Annotated in this window: 12 protein-coding genes; 3 read left to right on the top strand and 9 right to left on the bottom strand. The window is 66.3% G+C overall.

The features are described 5' to 3' along the window. Nucleotides 1-115 precede the first annotated feature (115 nt). Nucleotides 116-505, top strand: coding sequence for a hypothetical protein (locus tag ABD292_RS00220; protein WP_344204123.1), 390 nt, complete (start codon nucleotides 116-118; stop codon nucleotides 503-505). Between the two features lie 29 nt (nucleotides 506-534). Here the strand turns inward: ABD292_RS00220 and ABD292_RS00215 are convergent, their stop codons facing one another. The 6 genes from ABD292_RS00215 to ABD292_RS00190 all read right to left on the bottom strand — a co-directional run bounded on the left by ABD292_RS00215 (nucleotide 535) and on the right by ABD292_RS00190 (nucleotide 4,110). Beyond that, nucleotides 535-1,302: a hypothetical protein gene (locus ABD292_RS00215; RefSeq protein WP_344204121.1), complete on the bottom strand. Its 768-nt coding sequence runs from the start codon at nucleotides 1,300-1,302 to the stop codon at nucleotides 535-537. A 4-nt stretch (nucleotides 1,303-1,306) separates the two neighbouring features. Then, complete coding sequence (locus ABD292_RS00210; protein WP_344204120.1) at nucleotides 1,307-1,612, bottom strand: hypothetical protein; 306 nt, start codon at nucleotides 1,610-1,612, stop codon at nucleotides 1,307-1,309. A gap of 22 nt (nucleotides 1,613-1,634) precedes the next feature. After that, nucleotides 1,635-2,777 (bottom strand): ATP-binding protein, encoded by a 1,143-nt coding sequence (locus tag ABD292_RS00205; protein WP_344204118.1) that lies wholly within the window; start codon nucleotides 2,775-2,777, stop codon nucleotides 1,635-1,637. 130 nt (nucleotides 2,778-2,907) lie between these two features. After that, entirely contained in the window at nucleotides 2,908-3,315 is a 408-nt protein-coding gene (locus ABD292_RS00200; protein WP_344204116.1) for an ATP-binding protein, read from the bottom strand. An 80-nt stretch (nucleotides 3,316-3,395) separates the two neighbouring features. Next, the gene (locus ABD292_RS00195) at nucleotides 3,396-3,680 is read right to left on the bottom strand and encodes a hypothetical protein (RefSeq protein ID WP_344204113.1); all 285 of its coding nucleotides are present in this window, start codon (nucleotides 3,678-3,680) and stop codon (nucleotides 3,396-3,398) included. A 142-nt stretch (nucleotides 3,681-3,822) separates the two neighbouring features. Then, nucleotides 3,823-4,110, bottom strand: a complete 288-nt coding sequence (locus ABD292_RS00190; RefSeq protein ID WP_344204111.1) for a hypothetical protein — start codon at nucleotides 4,108-4,110, stop codon at nucleotides 3,823-3,825. Nucleotides 4,111-4,387: 277 nt separating this feature from the next. Here ABD292_RS00190 and ABD292_RS00185 point away from each other — a divergent pair, with 277 nt between their 5' ends. Both ABD292_RS00185 and ABD292_RS00180 read left to right on the top strand, forming a co-directional pair. Then, entirely contained in the window at nucleotides 4,388-5,215 is an 828-nt protein-coding gene (locus ABD292_RS00185; protein WP_344204110.1) for a helix-turn-helix domain-containing protein, read from the top strand. Then, nucleotides 5,206-5,412: a DUF397 domain-containing protein gene (locus ABD292_RS00180; protein ID WP_344204109.1), complete on the top strand. Its 207-nt coding sequence runs from the start codon at nucleotides 5,206-5,208 to the stop codon at nucleotides 5,410-5,412. The genes ABD292_RS00185 and ABD292_RS00180 overlap by 10 nt, the downstream gene beginning before the upstream one ends. Here ABD292_RS00180 and ABD292_RS00175 read toward each other — a convergent pair. Genes ABD292_RS00175 through ABD292_RS00165 form a run of 3 tightly spaced genes read right to left on the bottom strand, consistent with a single transcriptional unit; the run spans nucleotide 5,409 to nucleotide 18,555 of the window. Then, a complete protein-coding gene (locus ABD292_RS00175; RefSeq protein WP_344204108.1) occupies nucleotides 5,409-9,461 on the bottom strand; it encodes an Eco57I restriction-modification methylase domain-containing protein in 4,053 nt (1,350 codons plus the stop codon). The genes ABD292_RS00180 and ABD292_RS00175 overlap by 4 nt on opposite strands. Then, on the bottom strand, nucleotides 9,461-12,331 hold the full coding sequence (locus tag ABD292_RS00170; RefSeq protein ID WP_344204105.1) for a DEAD/DEAH box helicase: 2,871 nt from the start codon (nucleotides 12,329-12,331) through the stop codon (nucleotides 9,461-9,463). The genes ABD292_RS00175 and ABD292_RS00170 overlap by 1 nt, the downstream gene beginning before the upstream one ends. After that, nucleotides 12,331-18,555, bottom strand: coding sequence for a protein kinase domain-containing protein (locus tag ABD292_RS00165; RefSeq protein ID WP_344204102.1), 6,225 nt, complete (start codon nucleotides 18,553-18,555; stop codon nucleotides 12,331-12,333). Before ABD292_RS00165 ends, ABD292_RS00170 begins: the two co-directional genes overlap by 1 nt. Nucleotides 18,556-18,822 lie beyond the last annotated feature (267 nt).

Genomic DNA, 18,822 nt, shown 5'->3' with positions numbered 1-18,822 from the left:
CCAGGGCGAGTGATGGATCACTAGGGTATGGGTGAGCGGATCACTGAGCCAGGAATCTCAGGAGATCGCGATGGTTCAGGGCGAATTCTGGGTCGACATCGGTCGAGGAGGCCAAATGAATCTCACCAAGCACCCCCTGACGGAGCTCGAGCAGCGCCTCATCGACGTTGCGGCGGGCCAGGGGTATGAATTGACCCACCTAACGAAGTACGTCGGCGAGTTAGGCGATCCGAGGAGCCACGTGACGATCTACCTCGACCGCGAGCGTGTCATCCGCCAGGTCATCAAAGTTATGATCCACCCGGAAACCCCTGCCGAGAAGCTTGAGGCGATCGAGGCCGGCCAAGGTCTGAGCCTCAGCCCCGACTTGTCCCACAATTCCAACTTGCGTCGCTTTCCGAAGAGACTGAACAACGGCAAAGCAGAGATCGGCTTCGCTCGTTCAGTCGTATGCGCCGATATCACCGCTTTCGATCGCCTGCTGCACACGCTTGCGGCGGAGTGATCCAATCCTGTGGGCCGGAGCCCTTCCATCTAGAACACTTCGTCGAGAAGCTGTGACGCTGCCTTGGGGTCCATCAGATTTGACCAGACCTGTTCGGCGGGTAGCAGATCACGTTCGGGCAGGGTGTATTCGGGAAACCAAGCATCAAACGCGCAGCCAGGAACGCGAGAAAGGATCATCGCGGTAAGGTTTGTTGGGACTGAGCCGGTGATTCGAATCGCGACGTAGGTCTCGTGGCCATCGTCGGCGCGGACGATCACGCCAAGGCGGAACGCCGGGAAGTCCGCGGCATGCTCGTGGCCGTCATGTAGTGAGCCCCGGATGAGGGCGCGCAGTTCGGTGTTGAGGCGAAGTGCGAGTCGAGTGCCTGCCTCCAAAAGGTAACGATCGTGATCATCCTGATCGGGCAGGAGATGGCCCACATACGTGTCGGTGGTCAATGGCTTGTCGTGCTCGGCGTTGTATCGCTGCCTGGCAGTACGGGCTTCCCTGTGCAGAGAGGTGTAGAAGTCGTCGTTGGACCCGTCCTCGCGGATGCCGGCAGCCACAAGCCAGTCCCGCACCTCGGAGTCGGGTTCGTCGGTGAGGACCGCACCTCGCCATCGGCCGCTCTTGACCTTGAAGAGGACGACGTCCTCGATGGCTCGGATCCGCTCATGAGGGATGTCAGGGGCGGCGAACTGCTCGTTTGCCTTCTGTAGGAGAGGATGGTCGATCTGGTCGAGTGTCGTCTGAGCCGAGGGGACTGGCAGACGTAGGTCGTCGCGCAGACATCTGAGCGTGGGGCGGACCGACATGAGATCAGTCCTCCCACTCGCCGACGCCGCCGAGCTGATCGATCTTCTCGCGTGACAGTCCGGTCAGCGCGGCGACGCTTGAGCTGAGCGAGCCGTCCAGCACCTTCATGGACTCGATCATGCCTTTGCGGATCTCCTCACGGCGCTGCTCCAGATAGCCTCTGACGGCCTCGGACACGAGGTCCTTCTTGGTCATGCCGAGGAAATGCGCAGCTTGTGAGATCAGCGCGTCCGTCGCGGGGTCGATCTTCAGGGGTGCTTGACGCTTCGGGGCAGCCATATCTATCCCTCCTGCGACCATGGTACCCAAGTACCTCAGCGTCTCTCGGGTCTCAGCAGGACTCACCTGGAACCTTGCCGGCATTCGTCGTTCCAAAGAGTCTGAGGCGAGCCTGGACCAGCTCCTCGTCGGTGAAAGGTCCGTGCTGTCCCCGGTTCAGCAGGTCGGAGAACAGGAACCAGTGCCGCAGCAGGAACTCTTGGTAGATCGGGTTGGCGATCTCTGGCGCTCCGGCTCTACGGATGAGACCCAGATTGCGAACGTAGGAGACGTCGTCGTCCGATAAAGCGTTCGTGCCCGGTGGTGTGCCCTCCATGACTGCCTCGATCACCCGTTTCACCCAGGGCTCGTAGAGTCGCGCCATTAGAGCGTCCAGGTGGACGGGCCGCTCCTGGATCAGCCGCTCCTTAGCCTCATCGACGTGTGCGGTGGTGATGGCGCCGCTCGTCCCCATCTGGAACGTGATCTCGTAGGCGAGGGCGTTGACCAGCCAGGGCTGGCCCTGGGTCAGGTTGAAGACCCGGTCCACCGCGCCCTTGGTGAACGCCTGGCCGGTCGCCTGAGTGTGCTGGTCGTACAATTCGGCGATCTGGTCGGCGGTGAAGTCGCCCATCCGCAGTGACTCGGTGATGATGGCGAACGGGCCGGCCGGATTCGACCAATCGCGGTTGCCTCCCGAGGCGACCTTGTAGTGGGGCACGTCGCGGTGCCCGCACAGCACCACGGACGAAGGAAAGGGACGGCCCTCAGGCCGGGCATTGTGGCCGTCACGGAGCTGCCTGAGAATGCTGACCAGGCTGGCGCCCTGGAGGGCGTCGATCTCGTCCAGAATCAGGACTACCCGGCGGTGGCTGCGGCGGCACCATTCGCTCAGCGCCGCACCGAACCGACTGCCCGGCGCGACTTGGGGCCAGGGATCCGGCGGCAGCAGTTCTACGGGCAGTGTCGACAAGGCGGCGGCCTCGCGGAGCTTGTGCAGCAGAATCTCCTCCGCGGCGGCGTAGTCGTCGCCGGCCGTCCTGGCGGTCTCGCAGGAGAACATCAGGGCGGCGGTGTCGTCCTCGGTGCTCAGCTCGGACTCCAGGGTGTGCAGCGCGGTCGTCTTGCCGGTCTGGCGAGGCGCGTGGAGCGCGAAGCAGCGGTCCCTCTCGATGAGCTCACGCACCTGCGTGAGCTGCGGCGTGAGCGGCAGCATGTAGTGGCGCCTCGGGTCGCAAGGTCCGGCGGTATTGAAGAACCTCGCTCTTGGTGATCGCATGCTCACAGTTTGCCATCTACTTTGGGTTGCACTGAGGGACAAGCCCTCTCTGACGTCGGCGACTCGTTCATGGGGCCTGCCGTCCCTCGCAGACGAACCAGACGATCTTGCCGTCCGGCGTCGGATCGACACCCCATCGCTCGGAGTAGGCCGCGACGATGGCCAGCCCGCGTCCGTGCTCCTCGTCCGGCCCCGCAGGTAGCGGGGTCGGCCAGACGGGGCTGTGGTCGGCCACCTCGCCCCGGACGCTTCGGCCCTGCCGGTGCAGGGAGAGGGTCACCGCAGACTTCGCGTGCACGATCGCGTTGGTCACGACCTCCGACACGACCACGGTCAGGTCGTCGGCCAGAGCGGACAGGTCCCACGCTGCAAGGGTCCCGCGTACGAGCCGGCGCGCTGCGGCCACCGCTTCAGGTGCGGCGGGCAGGTCCCAGCTCGCCTCGTTGCCGCCTGGTGCGGGGGACGGAGCGAGCATCGGCGGGATTGCTCGCGGAGGGCCGTCGAGATGTCCCGTGACCGGAAAGCGCGCGCCTCGATCGGGAAAGTCATGCCTGTTCACCGCGCCCACCCCTCCAGCAGAGCTGTCCAGAGCTTGATCGCCGCTGCCCTTGGCTGCCAGGGGCTCTCGCTGACGTGGGTGCTCGCGGGCGAGCGTACGGTGCGGCGGATGAAGGCCAGGCCGGCCGCCTCGCACAGCTCGTATGACGTGGGGACGCAGTCGCAGGTGTGACTTCTGACCCTGATGGACACGACCCTGTCTGTGGAGGCCGACCAGCTGATCTTGGTGAGACCGTTCTTGGCTGGTTTGAGGTGTGCGCTGTGGAAATCCCGCGTGCTCATGTCGGCCGCTCTACATATGCGTGCAGCGCCCAGTCGTGGGCCTCGCGGACAGTTATCTCCGTCGCCTGGAAGCTCGTGAAATCAGTCGTATGCGGGGCTTTCCGGAATGCCGTTTTGGTAGCGTCATGACGAAGGGGCCTTCTCATGCATTCACCTCTGCGGCGATGATGGCGGCGGCATTGTCGGCATCGGCCACCACCCATCTGTCGCGCCGCCACAGCCGCGCCCACCACGGCCGCCAGGTGAACACCCAGCCGCAGTAACGGCGGATGGCGGTGATGTGAAGCCTGGCGCCGGTCTTGGTGTGCATCTGCAGGACGGGCGAGCCGGTCGCGGGCATGACCAGCGAGATATCGTAGCCCAGGCCGCGCAGGTCCCAGCCCAGCCGGGCCAGGTGACCGAATCTCTCGTCCTCTTCGGGTGCTGTCATACTCCCGCCTTCCCGGCTGCCTTCCAGTGGGTACGGTCGAACGGCGAATAGTGGTTTCGAGCTATTTGCGTCCGATCGGATGAATGCTGTGGGCAGGCTTCTGTGTCTGCGCTGGATAAGAAGGTGTGCGTTCAGCGTGCCTTCTCGGTGTCGCGGCGGGCGACTGATTCTCCAGGCCAAGACAGCAGGGCTAATGACAGCAGCCGGTCAGGTGTGGTTTAAAGGAGTCATCAACTCCGCGAGAATTTCCGTTTTCTCCAGTAAGAGAGGAAATGTCATGGAGGCTGTGCCGTCAATCAATCCGGACTCTCCGCGCGTACGCTTCGGGGCGGAGATGCGGCGACTGCGGGAGGCCGCGGAGCTCTCCCAGGCTGCGGTGGCGGCCCGGCTCGGCTGCACGCAGACTCAGGTGAGTCGTCTGGAGAAGGCGAACCGCACGCCGTCACGGTCGGACGCCGAACGGCTGGACCTGCTCTTCGGCACGTCCGGCGGCGTCTCCTTCGCCCAGCTCCACGAACGCATCGTCAATCAGCCGGGCAACCCGCCCTGGTTCAGAAACTGGGCCGAAGAGATCGAGCCCACCCTTCTTGTTCTGCGGTCATGGGACCCTCTGCTCATCCCCGGCCTGCTCCAGACCGAGACGTACGCCCGCCATATCTTCAGCATGGAGCCCGGTATCGGCCCTGACGAGGTGGGGGAGAGAGTGGAAGCTCGAATGCGAAGGCAGCGCATCCTTGAACGGAGCAGGCCGCCCTTGATCTACGTCCTTTTCGACGCCGGAGTGCTGCGCCGGCGGGTCGGTGGACCAGAGGTGATGCGTGAACAGTTCGACCGCCTACTGGATTTCGCGGCGTGTCCCTCCGTATTCATCCAGGTCGTCGATCCGGACTGCCTTCCCGGCCTGGCCGGTCCCTTCATGATCGCCAAACTCCCCGATGGGCAGCCCGATGTCATCAGCTCCGACGCCCCAGCCCAGGCGCAGATCACTTCGGACTGTGACATCGTGGCCGCGATTTGGGAACGCTATGAGGCCATCCGCCTCTGGGCGTATCCTGAGCGAGAATCCCGCAGGATAATCGAGGAAGCGAGAAAAGAATGGACTTGAGTAAAGCTATGTGGCGGAAGTCGACTTACTCGTCGGGAAATGGCGGTCAGTGTGTCGAGGTCGCGATGAATCTTCCTGAAGTGGTCGCCGTTCGTGACAGTAAGGACCCAGATGGGCCCAAGTTGCTGTTCACTCACGATGAATGGAAGGCGTTCATCGGCGGTGTCATGGATGGCGAATTCGACATCCGGGCTTAGCTCTCTCGATCGGCCTTCATCTCGCCTCTCGCCGGGTGACGGGGGCCATGGCCAGGTGCCGGGGTAAGTTTGGAGACGAAGTTCTCTCCATCGATGAGAGGGTTTTCTAGACTTACGCCGGCCGCTGTCATGCGATCGTACTCGGCTAAGATAAGTTCTTTGGTGCGGTAGCTGCCGTATTTCGCCTCATCCTTTCGCCTTGTGATAGGAAAGGTGTCGAGAATGTAGGCGGCGTTGTCCCGAGAGATGCCATAAAGGTGGAAGAAGAGGGCGTCCAGCTCGGCTCGGATGATTATTCGGCGATCCTCGATCCACTGGAACGGTGCGTTTGTGTCGCCGAGATCATGGGCGTATGGGCTCATGTCCCAGGAGGTGTAGGACAGCTCAAGCATGCGCATCCGAATGCCTTCCGCGTGCACCTGAACCTGCTCAGGAGTGAATGCCGGAAGTTGCTTGACTAAGAAGAAGCTCATCGAAGTTCCGCCAATCTTCTGGCGTGCGATGAAGTCGAATACGAAGGTTGACCAGAGGGCTTGAAGCGCCCACGGATTCTCTCCAGATATGGCGAGCATAAACTTGTGCCCGAATCCCACTCGCGGTGCCACTGTAGCGATCATTGTACGCTCATCAGTAGCCCGACAGATATCGCGCCATCCGAGCAACCAGTTATGATGCCAGCCCTTCTCCGCTAGCTTTGCCAGGACATCTTTCTGTGGAACCCAATATCGGGGTTGGACGGCCAGGTAAGGATCCTGTTTCTCGCGGAGATCGAGATCGTGCACGGTCTCGTTTTCGGTGTATGTGGCCCAACGATGGTCGTAGTGATGGAGCAGCTTGGCCTCATAGAGCGGCAGCATCCTCTCCGGACCCTTGGTAAAGATGTTCCTGGTCAAACTCCATCCGTCATGGTCAAGCTCGTCGCGCCCGTTGAAGAGATCAGAATCATGTGCCATATCGAACATTCGAAGGAAGGACATCTTCCATGGGTTTCCCCTTGAATTGCCTTCTTGAATAATAATGGGCACGCGCTTGTAGATTCCGAGGGTGATTTCGGCATCGTTTCGCGTTCGAAAGATCGGGCAGGTGCCGGTGTTCGGATTTAGCAGCTGTATTTCTCGGGGGGTTAGGGTGAATGTTTTGTTTGCGTCGGCGAGCTCTGCTGGATCGTGGAGGAAGAATGCGAATCTGGCGGATGGCTCCTGTAGATCGCGGCCGGCAAGGGCTAGGATGCTGAACTTGAAGGAGCGGTGCACATCCGGAAATAGAGGCGCTGCGTTCTCGAAGTCGTAGAGAGCTGCTATGGAGTAGGCCTGCACCAGGTCCTTGAAGAAGTACTGCGTTCTAGCGTCGGTGGCGATACCCGTGGGAACTATCAGGCCCGCGCGTCCGTGTGACCCCATCACGATACGGGCTGTCTCCGCAAACACTGCATACGTGTTGAGATTGCCCTGTCCAGTGAGGGGAAGGCGGCCCGACCTCCGCAAGAAGTGGCTCTCCGCGTAGACGGCGCGTTTGGCCGCTGCGTACTCGTTGTAGATCGATTGTGTGTCGGGATCGTCCTGCAGTTTAGCGATCAGTTTCTTTCGGGCGTCTGCCTTCCCAACTGCAGCGATCTCTGGAACCCGTTGAGCGAAGAACTCCTGCTCCTTGAGCTCGACGCTGTCCCATGGTGGATTTCCGAGTATGCAGTCGAAGCCGCCGGCCCAGCCGGTCGCGGCGGAAGCTCCTCGATCGTCCTCCATCACCGTAAAGACCTCGGGGAACTCCAGATGCCAGTGGAAGAACCGATACTGGTTGCGAAGGCGGGTGATCTCGTCATGAGTCGCCTGGGTGGCTCCTGAGGCTTCCGGGTCCTCCAATGAACGGAAGAGCCCGTCTGTTACAGCCCTCGGCGTATCGGGCCTCTTGATCCACATGAATGCCGCACACCAAGCGTCCGCCAGGTGCATGGCGTTGACGTACTCAGCCGACTGCTCCCACTCGTCGTACGCGGCCGCCTGCTCGTGAACGTCGCGAAGGTCGTCAGCGGGGGCATCCGTGATGCGCCGGATGCTTGATGCGAAGGCAGCGTTGGTCACCTTTACGGCGTCGTCCGCGGTGTCGAAGAGCCTGAATATGCCTTGACGTTCCTCGGCGTTGAGCTTTTCAAGGGTTTTGGCGTGCTTCTTGTCGTCGCCTTCGGTGGCGATGAACGCCTGGTCTGGAATGCCTCCTCGCATGAGAGCAGGCGTGGCCCCGATCAAGGCGTTGCCGCACTTGATATGGGCGTCCAGGAAGCTCAGCGGTTTACCGGGCTCCAGGGCTTCCAGCCAGAGGGATACCTTGGCGAGCTCGACCGCCATCGGATTGAGATCCACGCCGTAGATGCACCGGGCGATGACCTCGTGAAGAGCGCGCCGTACGGCGTCGATCGTGGGCTCGGGGTTGCGTTCCCGTACGGCGGCGACATGCTTGGCGATCCGGCGAGCCGCAGCGACGAGGAAATGGCCGGAGCCGCAGGCGGGGTCGCAGACGGTGAGTGAAAGGAGCTCGGCGATGATCGAGTCGGCGGGGTCCGGTTGGCCGGCCGCACTGGCGGCTTGCTCGCCGCGCTTCACTGCGTCATCGATGACGGGATCGAGCGAGGAGTCGAGAAGGCACTCGATCAGCGAGGAGGGCGTGTAGTAGCTGCCCGTGGTCTTGCGGGAGTTGCCCGCTATCTCGACCAGCTCAAATGTGCGATCCACCGCGCTGTGTCGCGGCACGAGCTCCAGGAGGGATTCGTAGACCGAGCCCAGCTCCTCCGCGTCCAGGTGACGGTAGTCGATAGAGCGCCTGCGGCGGGAGCCGGCATCACGGACTTCCGAAAGATGGCGGACGGCGGACAGCAGGTACTCGTTCGACAGGAGCAACCCCTTGAGCGGGGCATCGGCTTCGGTTTCGTCGAAGATGCCGCCGAGGCCCGGAATCCCGAGCTCCGGTCGCCCCCGTTCGTCGCCGAGAGCGTCGAGCACGATGCGGAGAGCCTGATAAAGGTCGCTGTGACCAGTGCCTCGCCGACGACGGGCGTGGGAGCGGAGCCGGGCGGAGGAGAAGTACTTGTCGTACCTCTGCCGCGCTTCTTCGCTCGCGGCCGGTGCGTGCAGGGCGTCGCGATCCTCGGCGACGAACAGGAACAGCATCCGGTAGACCAGGCGAAGCAGGGCGTTGTGGAGGGCCTTGACGTCGACGTTCTCCCGCAGGGCGGCGTTGGCGGGGTGACGGAGGAAACCGGTGCCCAGTGCGGTGATCGCTTCCTGAACGCCCTTACGTAGCTGGTCCAGCGCGCGCATGCCGGACGTGATGGCGTCCGCTCGCCACTTCTCCAGCCAGCAGGCTGAGGGGGCTTCGCCTTCTTCGACCCTGAAGCGTGTGACGTGCAGGAGCCGATACAGCAGGACGAACTCGCTGAACAGCTCTCCGTCGAAGATGGCCTCAAGGTCGAACTCGATGTAGGAGGCGGTGGCCAGCGCACTGGAGTCACGCAGCAGACGCAGCTGGCGACCGTTGGTGAGAACGCCCCACAGGTGAGAGTCAGTGCGGTTCAGGCACTCCTGCACAAGCGATTGCGGCGGGATTGTGCCGGCACCGCCTGGGCGTCGATCGAGGGTGGTGTTCCACGCACACAGGTGGATGGGGACATGGTTCCAGCGGTGGCTGATGGCGAAGGTCTTACTGCCGTCGTCCGAAGGAATGCCTGACTTTCCGATAGCGGTCAAGTCGCCGAACCCGAGCTCGGCGAAGAACGGCTCCAACCATTGGCTCAGCGCAAGCCCCGTTGGATCGGCGGGGATCTCCGCCTCGGGGGCAACGGGGAACTTCTGACGGAGCTCCGTCCAAATGGACTTGAGGTAGTCCCAATGACGCTCGGCGTCGTCCCGAACCGAGCGCGAACCGATGACGCGATAGTCGGCGGGGGCCGTTCCCCTGACGTCCTTGCCCTCTGAGATGCGCAGCAGCATGTCGGCGGGCAGCAACCCGCCGACGGTGTGCACGGCGGAGAAGACCTGGTTGCGGGTGACTGCGGACATCAGGCGACCCCTCCGGCGGGCAGATAGACGTAGACGCCGAGGATGTCGGCGGGTTCTTGCACGGTGACGTCTAGACCTCGGATGATCTCGCCGGACGCGCTGCGCACCCGGCGATGGGAGTCCTCCAGCTCGGCTTCGAGCTGCTTGCCGTACTCGCTCAACTGCCCGGCGACGGCGGGCAGGCCGTCGAGGACGCGGGTCATGGTGCGCTCGCCGAAGACCGGGTCGGTGTTGGCGTCGGCGGTCGCGTCGATGAGCTGGAGCGCCTCCTCCGGAGGCAGCCAGAGCGCGCCGGCGGGCGAGCCCTGGAAGGCCAGGAGCCGGGCGTCCTCGGCGACGATCTGCTTCTCGCCCGAGCGGGACGGCAGCGTGAGATGGAAGCGGTAGCGGACCAGCAGCAACGTCGTACGGGTTCGCACCGCGTCGGTGCGGATCACCCCGCAGCGCCTGGCCGGCCGCCTGCCTTCGGTCTCCAGGGCGGTGTTGAGCACGTACCCCGCCAGCGCCCCGACCACGGGGTCGGTGCGGACGAGAGCGGCCTCGCCCCGCGCCACCGCCGGCGTCGTGCGGAACGGAATCGGGTGGCTCAGCTCGCCGCCGATCACCGGGGCGACGGCGTCACGGAGACCGGCGGGGGTTCCGCTGATGTCGGCGGTGAAGTCGCCCGGGACGCCGCTCTCACGGATCACGCCGTCCAGCGCGTCGAGCGCGTTCCGTACGAACCGCCGCACCTCGTCGGAACGGCCCAGCGTGTCGCGGATGGCGGCGGCCTCACGGGCCACCTCCTCCGGGTGGATGGAGCGCTGGGCGAAGCGGGAGCGGGAGGTGCTTTCGCGCTCGGCGGCCGAGCTCCACTCCGTCTCCAGCGCCTCGGCCTTGCGGTCGAGCTCCTCCAGCTCGAACAGCGCCTCCTGGTCGGGCTGCCGCTCGCGCATGAGCAGCCATTCGACGATGGCGTCGGTGACGCCCGTGGAGGCGGCGTCCGGAACGGAGACGGAGATGCCGAGGTCCTTGCGGATCTGGCGGTGCTTCTTGATCAGGACTTCGAGGACCTTGCCGTCGATGCCGTTGTCGCTGCCGTACAGGGTGATGACCTTGACGACGTCACGCTTCTGGCCGTAGCGGTCGACGCGGCCCTCGCGCTGGTCGTGGCGGGTCGGGTTCCACGCCAGGTCGTAGTGGACGACGGCGTCGAAGTGGTGCTGGAGGTTGACGCCCTCCGACAGGCAGTCCGTGGCCACCAGCACGCGCGGGGCGTCGGCGCTCTCGTCGGCCAGCTCCTCGATGCGCTGCAGGCGCTGCTGCGGGGAGAGGGTGCCGGTGACGTGCCGGATCACGGTTTTCTTGCCGAGCTTGCCGTCGAGGTGCTCGGCGACGTACTCGGCGGTGGGGATGTAGCGGCAGAAGACGATCGGGTTGTAGCCCTCGCGGATCAGCGCCTTGAGGTGCTTGACCAGGGCCGCCAGCTTCAGGTCTTCGTCCGGGCCCTCCAGCTTCGCGGCGCGCTCGGCGAGCTGGGCCAGCCGCGCCCCCGCCTCGTCGGTCTCCGCGCCGGGCGCGACGTCGAGGCCCTCCAGGACGTCGCTGTCGGAGGCGTCGCTGGTCAGCGGGGCGCCCAGCCGGTCCGCCTCCTCCGCGCTCGCGGCCACCGCGGCCGCCGAGCGGGTCCGCAGGGTCTGGGCGGCGGCACGAGGGGAGGAGACCATGGAGCGCAGCAGCGCGATGGCCGACCACCAGGCGATGCGGGACTCCCGCTTGCCCTGCTCGCCCGCCGCCGACACCCGCTCACTGGCGTAGGCGATGGCGTCTTCGAGCAGCGACCGGTAGGCGGGGGAGAGGCGGTAGGTCTCGTCCTTGAAATAGCGGTCGGAGGGGAAGGAGGTGTCCTCGCGCTGGCTGTCGTCGGCCAGGCCGTCGTTCACGGTGAGGAAGTGGCGTACGTCGGCCCGCTTGCGCTGCACGAAGTGCTGGGCGAGTAGCCGCCGCCCGGCGTCCGAGTCGAGCCTGACCGAGGCCAGCTCGGGGCTGAGCAGACCCAGCAGATTGCGGAAGGCGCTCTCTTTCCCGCTGTGCGGCGTCGCGGTCACCAGCAGCAGGTGCCGCTCGGGCTCCTTCGCGATCCGCTGCAGCAGCTCGTAGCGGAGCTGGTTCTGGGTGGAGGTGCTGTCGTCGGCCGCGACGCAGGTGTGCGCCTCGTCGACGATGACGAGGTCGGGGCAGTGGCGGACGAAGTCGTCGCGGTGCCGGGTGGACTTGATGAAGTCCGTGGAGACGATCACCCTGTGGTGCCGGTCGAAGAGCGACTGCCCCAGATCGAGGCCCCGCTCCAGCTTGGAGACCGTGCTGGCTAAGACGAGCTCCGCGTCGATGCCGAACTTCGTCCGTAACTCCTCCTGCCACTGCTCGGCCAGCGCCGGCGAGCAGAGCACGGCCAGTCGCTCCGCACTGCCCTGGGCGAGCATCTCGGCGGCGATCAACCCGGCCTCGACGGTCTTGCCGATGCCCACGTCGTCGGAGATCAGCATGCGGACGGTCTTCTGACGCAGCGCCATCATCAGCGGGACCAGCTGGTACGCCCGCGGCTCCACCGCGATCCCCGCCAGCGACCGGAACGGCCCCGCGCCGGAGCGGAAGCCGATGCGCAGCGCCGAGCGCAGCAGCCCGGCCGCGTGCTGGTCGCCCAGATCCTTCGGCGAGGGCGGCGCGAAACTGGCGCTGACCACGTCCTCGAACGCCGGGAAGACGGCGGCCACGTCGTCGTCGGAGCCGCCCAGCGGGCGCAGCACCAGCATGTCGGCGGCGCTCTCGGGGAGCACCACCCAGTCGCGGCCCCTGGCCGAGACCAGGGAGCCGGCGGAGTAGGCGGGCATCAGCTGTTCCCTCGCGTGGTCATGGTTCCGAAGTAGCGCTCGTTCTGGGACGCCACCGCCGCCCAGTCGGCGTCGTGCTTGAAGCGGATCACGTCCCAGCCCTGGTCGAAGAGACGCTCCTCGGCTTCGGCGTCCCGCTCGGCGATCACCGCGTCCTGGTGGACCGGGCCGTCGACGAAGACCGCCAGCTTGACGCCGGGAAGCCGGTAGACGTAGTCGGGCCTGGCCAGCGCCTCGGTGATGAACGTCTGCGCCTCGTCGGGCAGGCGCAGCCCCTGCTCCTTCAGCCAGGCGAGGAAGCTGCTCTCCAGCCCGGTCTCCGACTGGCCGTCCAGCCGCTTCAGCTGCTCGGTACGGCTCTCGCCACGCCCGGTCGGCCTCGCCTCGGCGTCGGCCAGGCGCAGCAGCAGGTCGCGGACCGAATGCCGGTCGATGTCGGCGTGGTTGAGCTGGTTGCCGTAGGTGAGCAGGCAGTCGTAGCAGCCGCGGGCGCACTTCCGGTCGTGGCGCGGGCCGCCGAGGTCGGTGCCGTCGGGAGCGAAGTGGCAGATCGCGAGGGCCTCGGCGGCGGCTCGGGCCAGCGCGCCTCGCTCCGACTGCATCAGCCGGAGCACGCCGGCGCCGCCCTCCGCGGCCTCGGTGAAGAGCATGCGATCCCGCGGCCCCTCATTGGGCGGCAGCAGCTCGCTGGTCAACTCCGAGTCCTCCAGCTCGAAGGCGGCTTCGATGCCGCGCTCCAGCGCGTACATCAGCGACAGCGCGACCGGCACGGACAAGGGTTCATCGAGCTTGAGCACCAGGATGTTACGGGTGTCCTGCACGTACGGGATGACGCGCTTGCGCTGCCGCTTCTCGTTGCCGTCGGCGTCGACCACGGGCATCTCGCTGGAGTCGCCCGAGGCGTCGGCCGCCGCCTGCTCGTTGAGCCAGCGGCCGTCGGCCGGGTCGAGCCAGAAGCCGTCCGGCTCACCCTTCTTGGCGCGCAGCCGTCCCAGGTTGGAGATGCGGACGGTGGCGGAGTCGCCGAAGGAGAGCGTCGCGAGCTTTCCCGTCGCGTCGGCCAGGAGCGCGTCCCGGCGGCCCGTCCGCTGCCCGTGATCGTTGAAGCGGTAGGAGGTCACCAGCCGGAATCCCGCGCGACGCCGCTCCTCCTCATCCGAGGAGATGCGCTCCCGCCGCCTGGTGTAGACGGTGTGCAACTGGAGCAGCCCGCGGGTGGGCGTGGGCAGCACCGCGTCGCACACCTCGCACTTGTCGGCACGCTCGGTCGAGTCGTAGTGGTAGCCGCACCCGGCGCAGCGCTGCGCCTCCGTGGTCACCACCTCGCCCGAGGCGTCGGGCCGCAACTGGATGCGATCCACCTGGTAGCGGTTGCCCTCGTGGTAGATCAGCGCGCCGGGCCCGAACTCCCTGATGGCCAGGAAACGGGGACGCTGCAGGTAGTCGCCGTCGCCGTGGCGCCGCCCCGTCGTCGGGATGTACGCCGCCAGCGGCAGACGGGGGAAGGAATAGCCGGGCAGGAAGCCCTCACTGGCCAGATATCGGTACGGGTTGAAGTCCGACAGCAGCGACCGGCTGTCCACGCTCTCGTTCTTCAGCAGGTCGAGCTGGGTCTCGGCCTGCTTGCGCTGCAGCTCGGCGATCTTGCGGTCGCGGTCGGTGAGCGTGTGGTCCAGGCGCCGCCGGTTCTGCTCGGCCTGGTCGGCGAGGGCCGCCCTGAACAGGTCGCGCCACCGGTCGAAGGACCGGTCGAACTCCTCCGGAGCCCGGCGCACCTGCTCCTCGATCCACTGGTCGTGCCACCAGGTGGGCGGTTCGCCGAAACCGGCCAGCACCCCGTCGAGCACGTTGTGAGCCGCCGCCACCGCGCGTCGCCGCGCCTCCTGATCGCGTACGGTCGCCTCAACGGTGGTGTGCAGGAGCAGTTTCGGGTCAGGGCGGCGGGCGCCCTCGTCGTAGCTCAGGTCGATGAGCGTCGGGATGTTGTTGCCCAGCCTGAGCCCGCTTTCCGCCAGCCAGATGGCCTGGACGTGCGAGCGGACCAGGTCCTCGTTGGCCAGGTCCAGCCGCGGCGGGCGGACCGCCCCGGCGACCATGCGGTCGGAGCGGCGGAAATAGTACTGGTCATGGCTGTTGCCGGTGGCGCAGTAGGTGGTGACCAGCGCCGGCTGTCCCTGCCGGCCCGCCCGGCCGCTGCGCTGGGCGTAGTTGGCGGGCGTGGGCGGCACGTTGCGCATCATCACCGCGTTGAGCTCGGAGATGTCGACGCCCAGCTCCATCGTGGGGGAGCAGTAGAGCAGCTTCAGCTCCGCCTTGCGGAAGTCCTCCTCGCGCCGCTCCCGGTCCTCCGGCGACACCTGCGCGGTGTGCTCGCGAGCCGACAGCCCCGCGAGGGCGGCGGCCGTGTCGCGGTAGAGATCACGGAAGAAGACGTTGACGCGCGGGCCGTCGCCGCTGGCGTAGGTGCGGGTCAGGGGGTCATGGCTGCCGCTCTCCCCGGTGCCCGCCCGCCAGATGAGGCAGGCGGCGGCGATGCGGTAACCGGTGATGGGCGGCCCCGAAGGGCGGCGGTAACGGCCGGCCCGCTGCGGCGCGGCCTCGAACGCCGTCAGTAGATGCGCCTTCGCCAGCACCTTCATCAGGTCCGCGATGATCTGCTGGGCGTCGTCGGTCGACACCTGTGAGAAGTGGATCCGCCGCAGGTACTTGCCGAACTTGCCCCTCCCCGACAGGAACAGCCCGGAACGGTCGATGCCGGGGCGGGAACCCTGCGGGTAGGCGGTGCTCACCTTCGGCCGGTCACCGCCGGCCAGCCGCCACGGATCCTTCAGGCGCTCCTCGCTCGCGCGCTGCAGGCTGTCGAAGTCCTCCCGGAAGTACTCGACGTCGATGGCCAGCGAACGGCGCATCTCGTCCAGGAGCGCCCGCATGATCTCGGCGCGCTGCCCCGGCTCGGCCCGGCGCAGCTCGGGGTGGGCGTCGTTCCACCGATCATCCTTGTTCGCCAGCCAATCGAGGTCCGCGTAGTCGATGACCAGCAGACCGGTCTGCTCCAGGTTGGGCATGGTGACCCGCCAGCCCCGCTGCAGATCCAGGTAGAGGCGGAAGGCGATCACGTCCCGCAGCGTCTTCGCCGCCATGGCCGCCATCGACGGCGGCAGATCGTCGTCGGCCGCGTAGTCGCCGGGGCTCAGCCCCAGCGCCCCGGAGACCCGGGAGGCCAGGTCCTCGTGCCGGATGCCGTCCCCGCCCGCCGCGGTCGCCGCGTGGTAGAGCGCGCTGCGCAGCTGGGTGATCTGCACGAAGTCGTTGAAGTGCCCCGCCTGAAGGGAGGCGTCCTGCCGGTTGTCGACGAACGTCAGCAGCTTGCGGGCCTCCTTCTTCAGCGACTCGGCCGGCACCTTCTTGAGCGAGCGGACGATCGAGGCGGAGATCAGCGAGGTAGCCGAGGAACGGCCCTCCTGGTCGAGCCGGGCCAGCTTGGCGAAGTCCTTTCCGCGTACCTGCTCGTAGCTCACCCCGCAGTGCAGGCAGAACAGGAACGGCGCCGGGATGAACGCGGCCTTCAGCTCACCCTGCCCCTCCACGCCGTACGGGTCGACGGTCACGAGACGGGGGACCCTCGGCCGGTACGAGTCCCGCACCACCTCCCCGCCGTGCACGTCGAACTCCAGCCAGGACTCGGGCAGCCGGCGATCCTTCAACGCCTGCTCGACACTGGACGGCCACGGATGGGTGGAGTCGATGTAGAGGTAGCCGTCCTCGCTGCTGCCGCCGGTGGCGATCGTCTCCCGGCGGTTCTCGTACACCACCTTGCCGTTCTTCTCCGAACGCCACACGGTGAGGTACTCCTGGCCGCACTCACGGCAGAAGGCCAGCGGCAGCAGGATCTTGCCGTCGGTGCCCGGCTGGTAGAGCTGGTAGTCACGGGTCAGGTGACGGCTCGACTCGTCCTCCAGCGTGACGTGCACCGTGTCGCCCTTGGACAGGAACTGGTGCAGCCGGAAGGCGAAGAGCGGGCGGCCGGTCAGCGGATGGCACGCCTCCGAGCCCGCCTTCAGCGTGGCCCGGATCGCCTCCGCGCACGTCTCCGTGTCCAGGCCGCTCGTCCCGGCCAGCTCGGCCGCGGCCTCCTCGATCTTGGCGGGGTGCTGGCGGACCAGCCGTCCCTCCTCGTCGACGGTGAGCCCGAAGCGCGTCTCGATCCAGCGGGCCAGCGGATCCTTGACCAGGTCCTCGTACGCGCGGGGCGCCCCGGGCGCACTCAGCCGCTCGACCGGCACCGTCTCCGGCGGCTCTCCCGTCGCGCGGACCAGCGTCTCCCCGATGATGTTCGCGGCGTCGACGGGTGTGCCGAAGAGCGTCGTCGCGATTCGGGCCACCTCGTCGCGGCGGTCCTGGGCCGTGCCCTCGGTGGCCATGGTGGCGGAGGTGCCGATGCACTGCAGGCTCTCGGCGCGGCAGGCATCGCGTACCCGGCGGATGAGCAGGGCGACGTCGGCGCCCTGCCGGCCGCGGTAGGTGTGCAGCTCGTCGAAGACCAGGAACTCCAGCCCCTCGGCCATCCTGATCAGCGATTTGCGATCCTCGGGCCGGGTGAGCATCAACTCCAGCATCACGTAGTTGGTGAGCAGGATGTCCGGCGGGTCGTCGCGGATCCGCTTGCGGGTGGCCTCGTCCTCCTGGCCGGTGTAGCGGGCGAAGCGCACCTTCTCCCGGCCGGCGCCGTAACCGTCCCTCAGATACTTCTCCAGCTCCTTGAGCTGGCTGTTGGCCAGGGCGTTCATCGGATAGACGATGATCGCGCGCACCCGCTTCCGCGCTTTCGGGTCCTCCTGGTCCCGCTGCCTGAGCACCCTGTCGACGATCGGCACGATGTAGGCCAGGGACTTGCCGGAACCCGTGCCGGTCGTGAGCACGTACGAGTTGCCGGACTGCGCGGTCTTGATGGCTTCGAGCTGGTGCTGGTGGAGCGTCAGCGGCCGGCCGTCGCACTCCGTGCCGCCCTCGGTCTTGCCGACCTGGAAGATGCGGGCGCACTCCGGGTGCAGGATCCCGTTCTGGGACGCCTCCAGCACCGTTCCGCCCGACTTGAAGAAGGGGTTCAGCGAGACCCACGGATCGGGCCACTGCGATTTGGCGTCCAGGTCCTCCTCGACGAAAGCCGCGATCCGGCCGTCGCGAATGATCGTGCCGCCCTCGGTGAACGCCCTGTAGTCCTTGAGCAGTTGCTGGTGGACGCCGAAGACGTCCATGCCGGCGCCCGCCTGGCGCGGCTCCGGCGCCGGGGTGGGAGCCGGCCCCTGATCCGCCGGCCTGAGCTTGAGGCGGGCCACCGGATCGAAGTCCGACCAGCCGGGAACGTGCGCCGCCCCTTCCGCGAATGGCAGCAGCGCCTCCCGGACGGCGACCGCGTCGGCGGGACGGTCGGCCGGATCCTTGGCCAGTAACCGCTCCACCAGGCGGGTGAAGCCCTGTGGGACGTCGGAGCGGAGCAGGCCGATGGGGGGCGGCTGCTCCTTGAGGTGCTTCTGGGCGAGCTCGAAGGCGGACTCGCTGTGGAACGGAGGGACGCCGGTGAGCATCTCGAACAGCACGCAGCCTAGGGCGTACAGGTCCGCGGCCTGGGTGACGGCCGAGGCGCGGAACTGCTCGGGGGCCATGTAGCGGGCGGTGCCGACCGTGACCCCCGTGCTGGTGATCTTGCTGTGCTCGATGTCGCCGATGATGCGGCCCGCGCCGAAGTCGAGGACCTTGACGAGGCCGCCGCGCAGCAGCATCACGTTGCCGGGCTTGAGATCGCGGTGGACGACCTCGACGGCATGAGCGGCGGACAACGCGTCCGCGATCTGCGCTCCCAGAGCCGCGGCCCAGGGGACGGGGAGCTGCGGGTGCTCAGAGATGAGGTCACTGAGGGTCTCGCCGTCGAAGAGTTCCATCGCCAGGTACGGCAGGCCGGAGGCGTCCACGCCGCCGGCGATCGTCCTGGGCAGGTTGGGGTGCCGGAGCCTGCGCATGATGCGTACCTCGCGGTGGAACCGCTGCAGCGCCTTGGCATCGGAACGCGAGTTCAGGATCGTTCCAGACCTGCTGCGGAGGATCAGCTTGACGGCGACCGTGGCGTTGCCGTCATGGAGATCCTGCGCTCGGTGGACCTCTCCCATGTTGCCCTTGCCCAGGGGGGCCAGCAGTCGGAACCGGTCCGCCACCACGTCTACGTTCACTGGTTGCCTCTCGCCCTGCACGCGATGATCAGTAACGTCTGCGCACACACTAAGGGTTGATTGTGAACTGAGTCAACGGATATGGTGAAGGAGGGCCGGGGCGCCCAAGCCAAGAATTATGCATCAGGCTGAAGTGCGGGTGGTCATTCTTGTCCAACCTCCCGCACCTCGTCCGAGAATGACACTTGCTTGCTCATCTATTACGCTACACACTCCCTGTCTCGTTGGTCATGCCTTGTGTTGTCGCTGGATCGATCCACAGGCCTT

This window comes from Nonomuraea bangladeshensis (assembly GCF_039529455.1).
Taxonomy (GTDB): Bacteria; Actinomycetota; Actinomycetes; order Streptosporangiales; family Streptosporangiaceae; genus Nonomuraea; species Nonomuraea bangladeshensis.
Note: the sequence above shows the minus strand (reverse complement) of the source record. Positions and strands in the feature narration are given on the sequence as shown.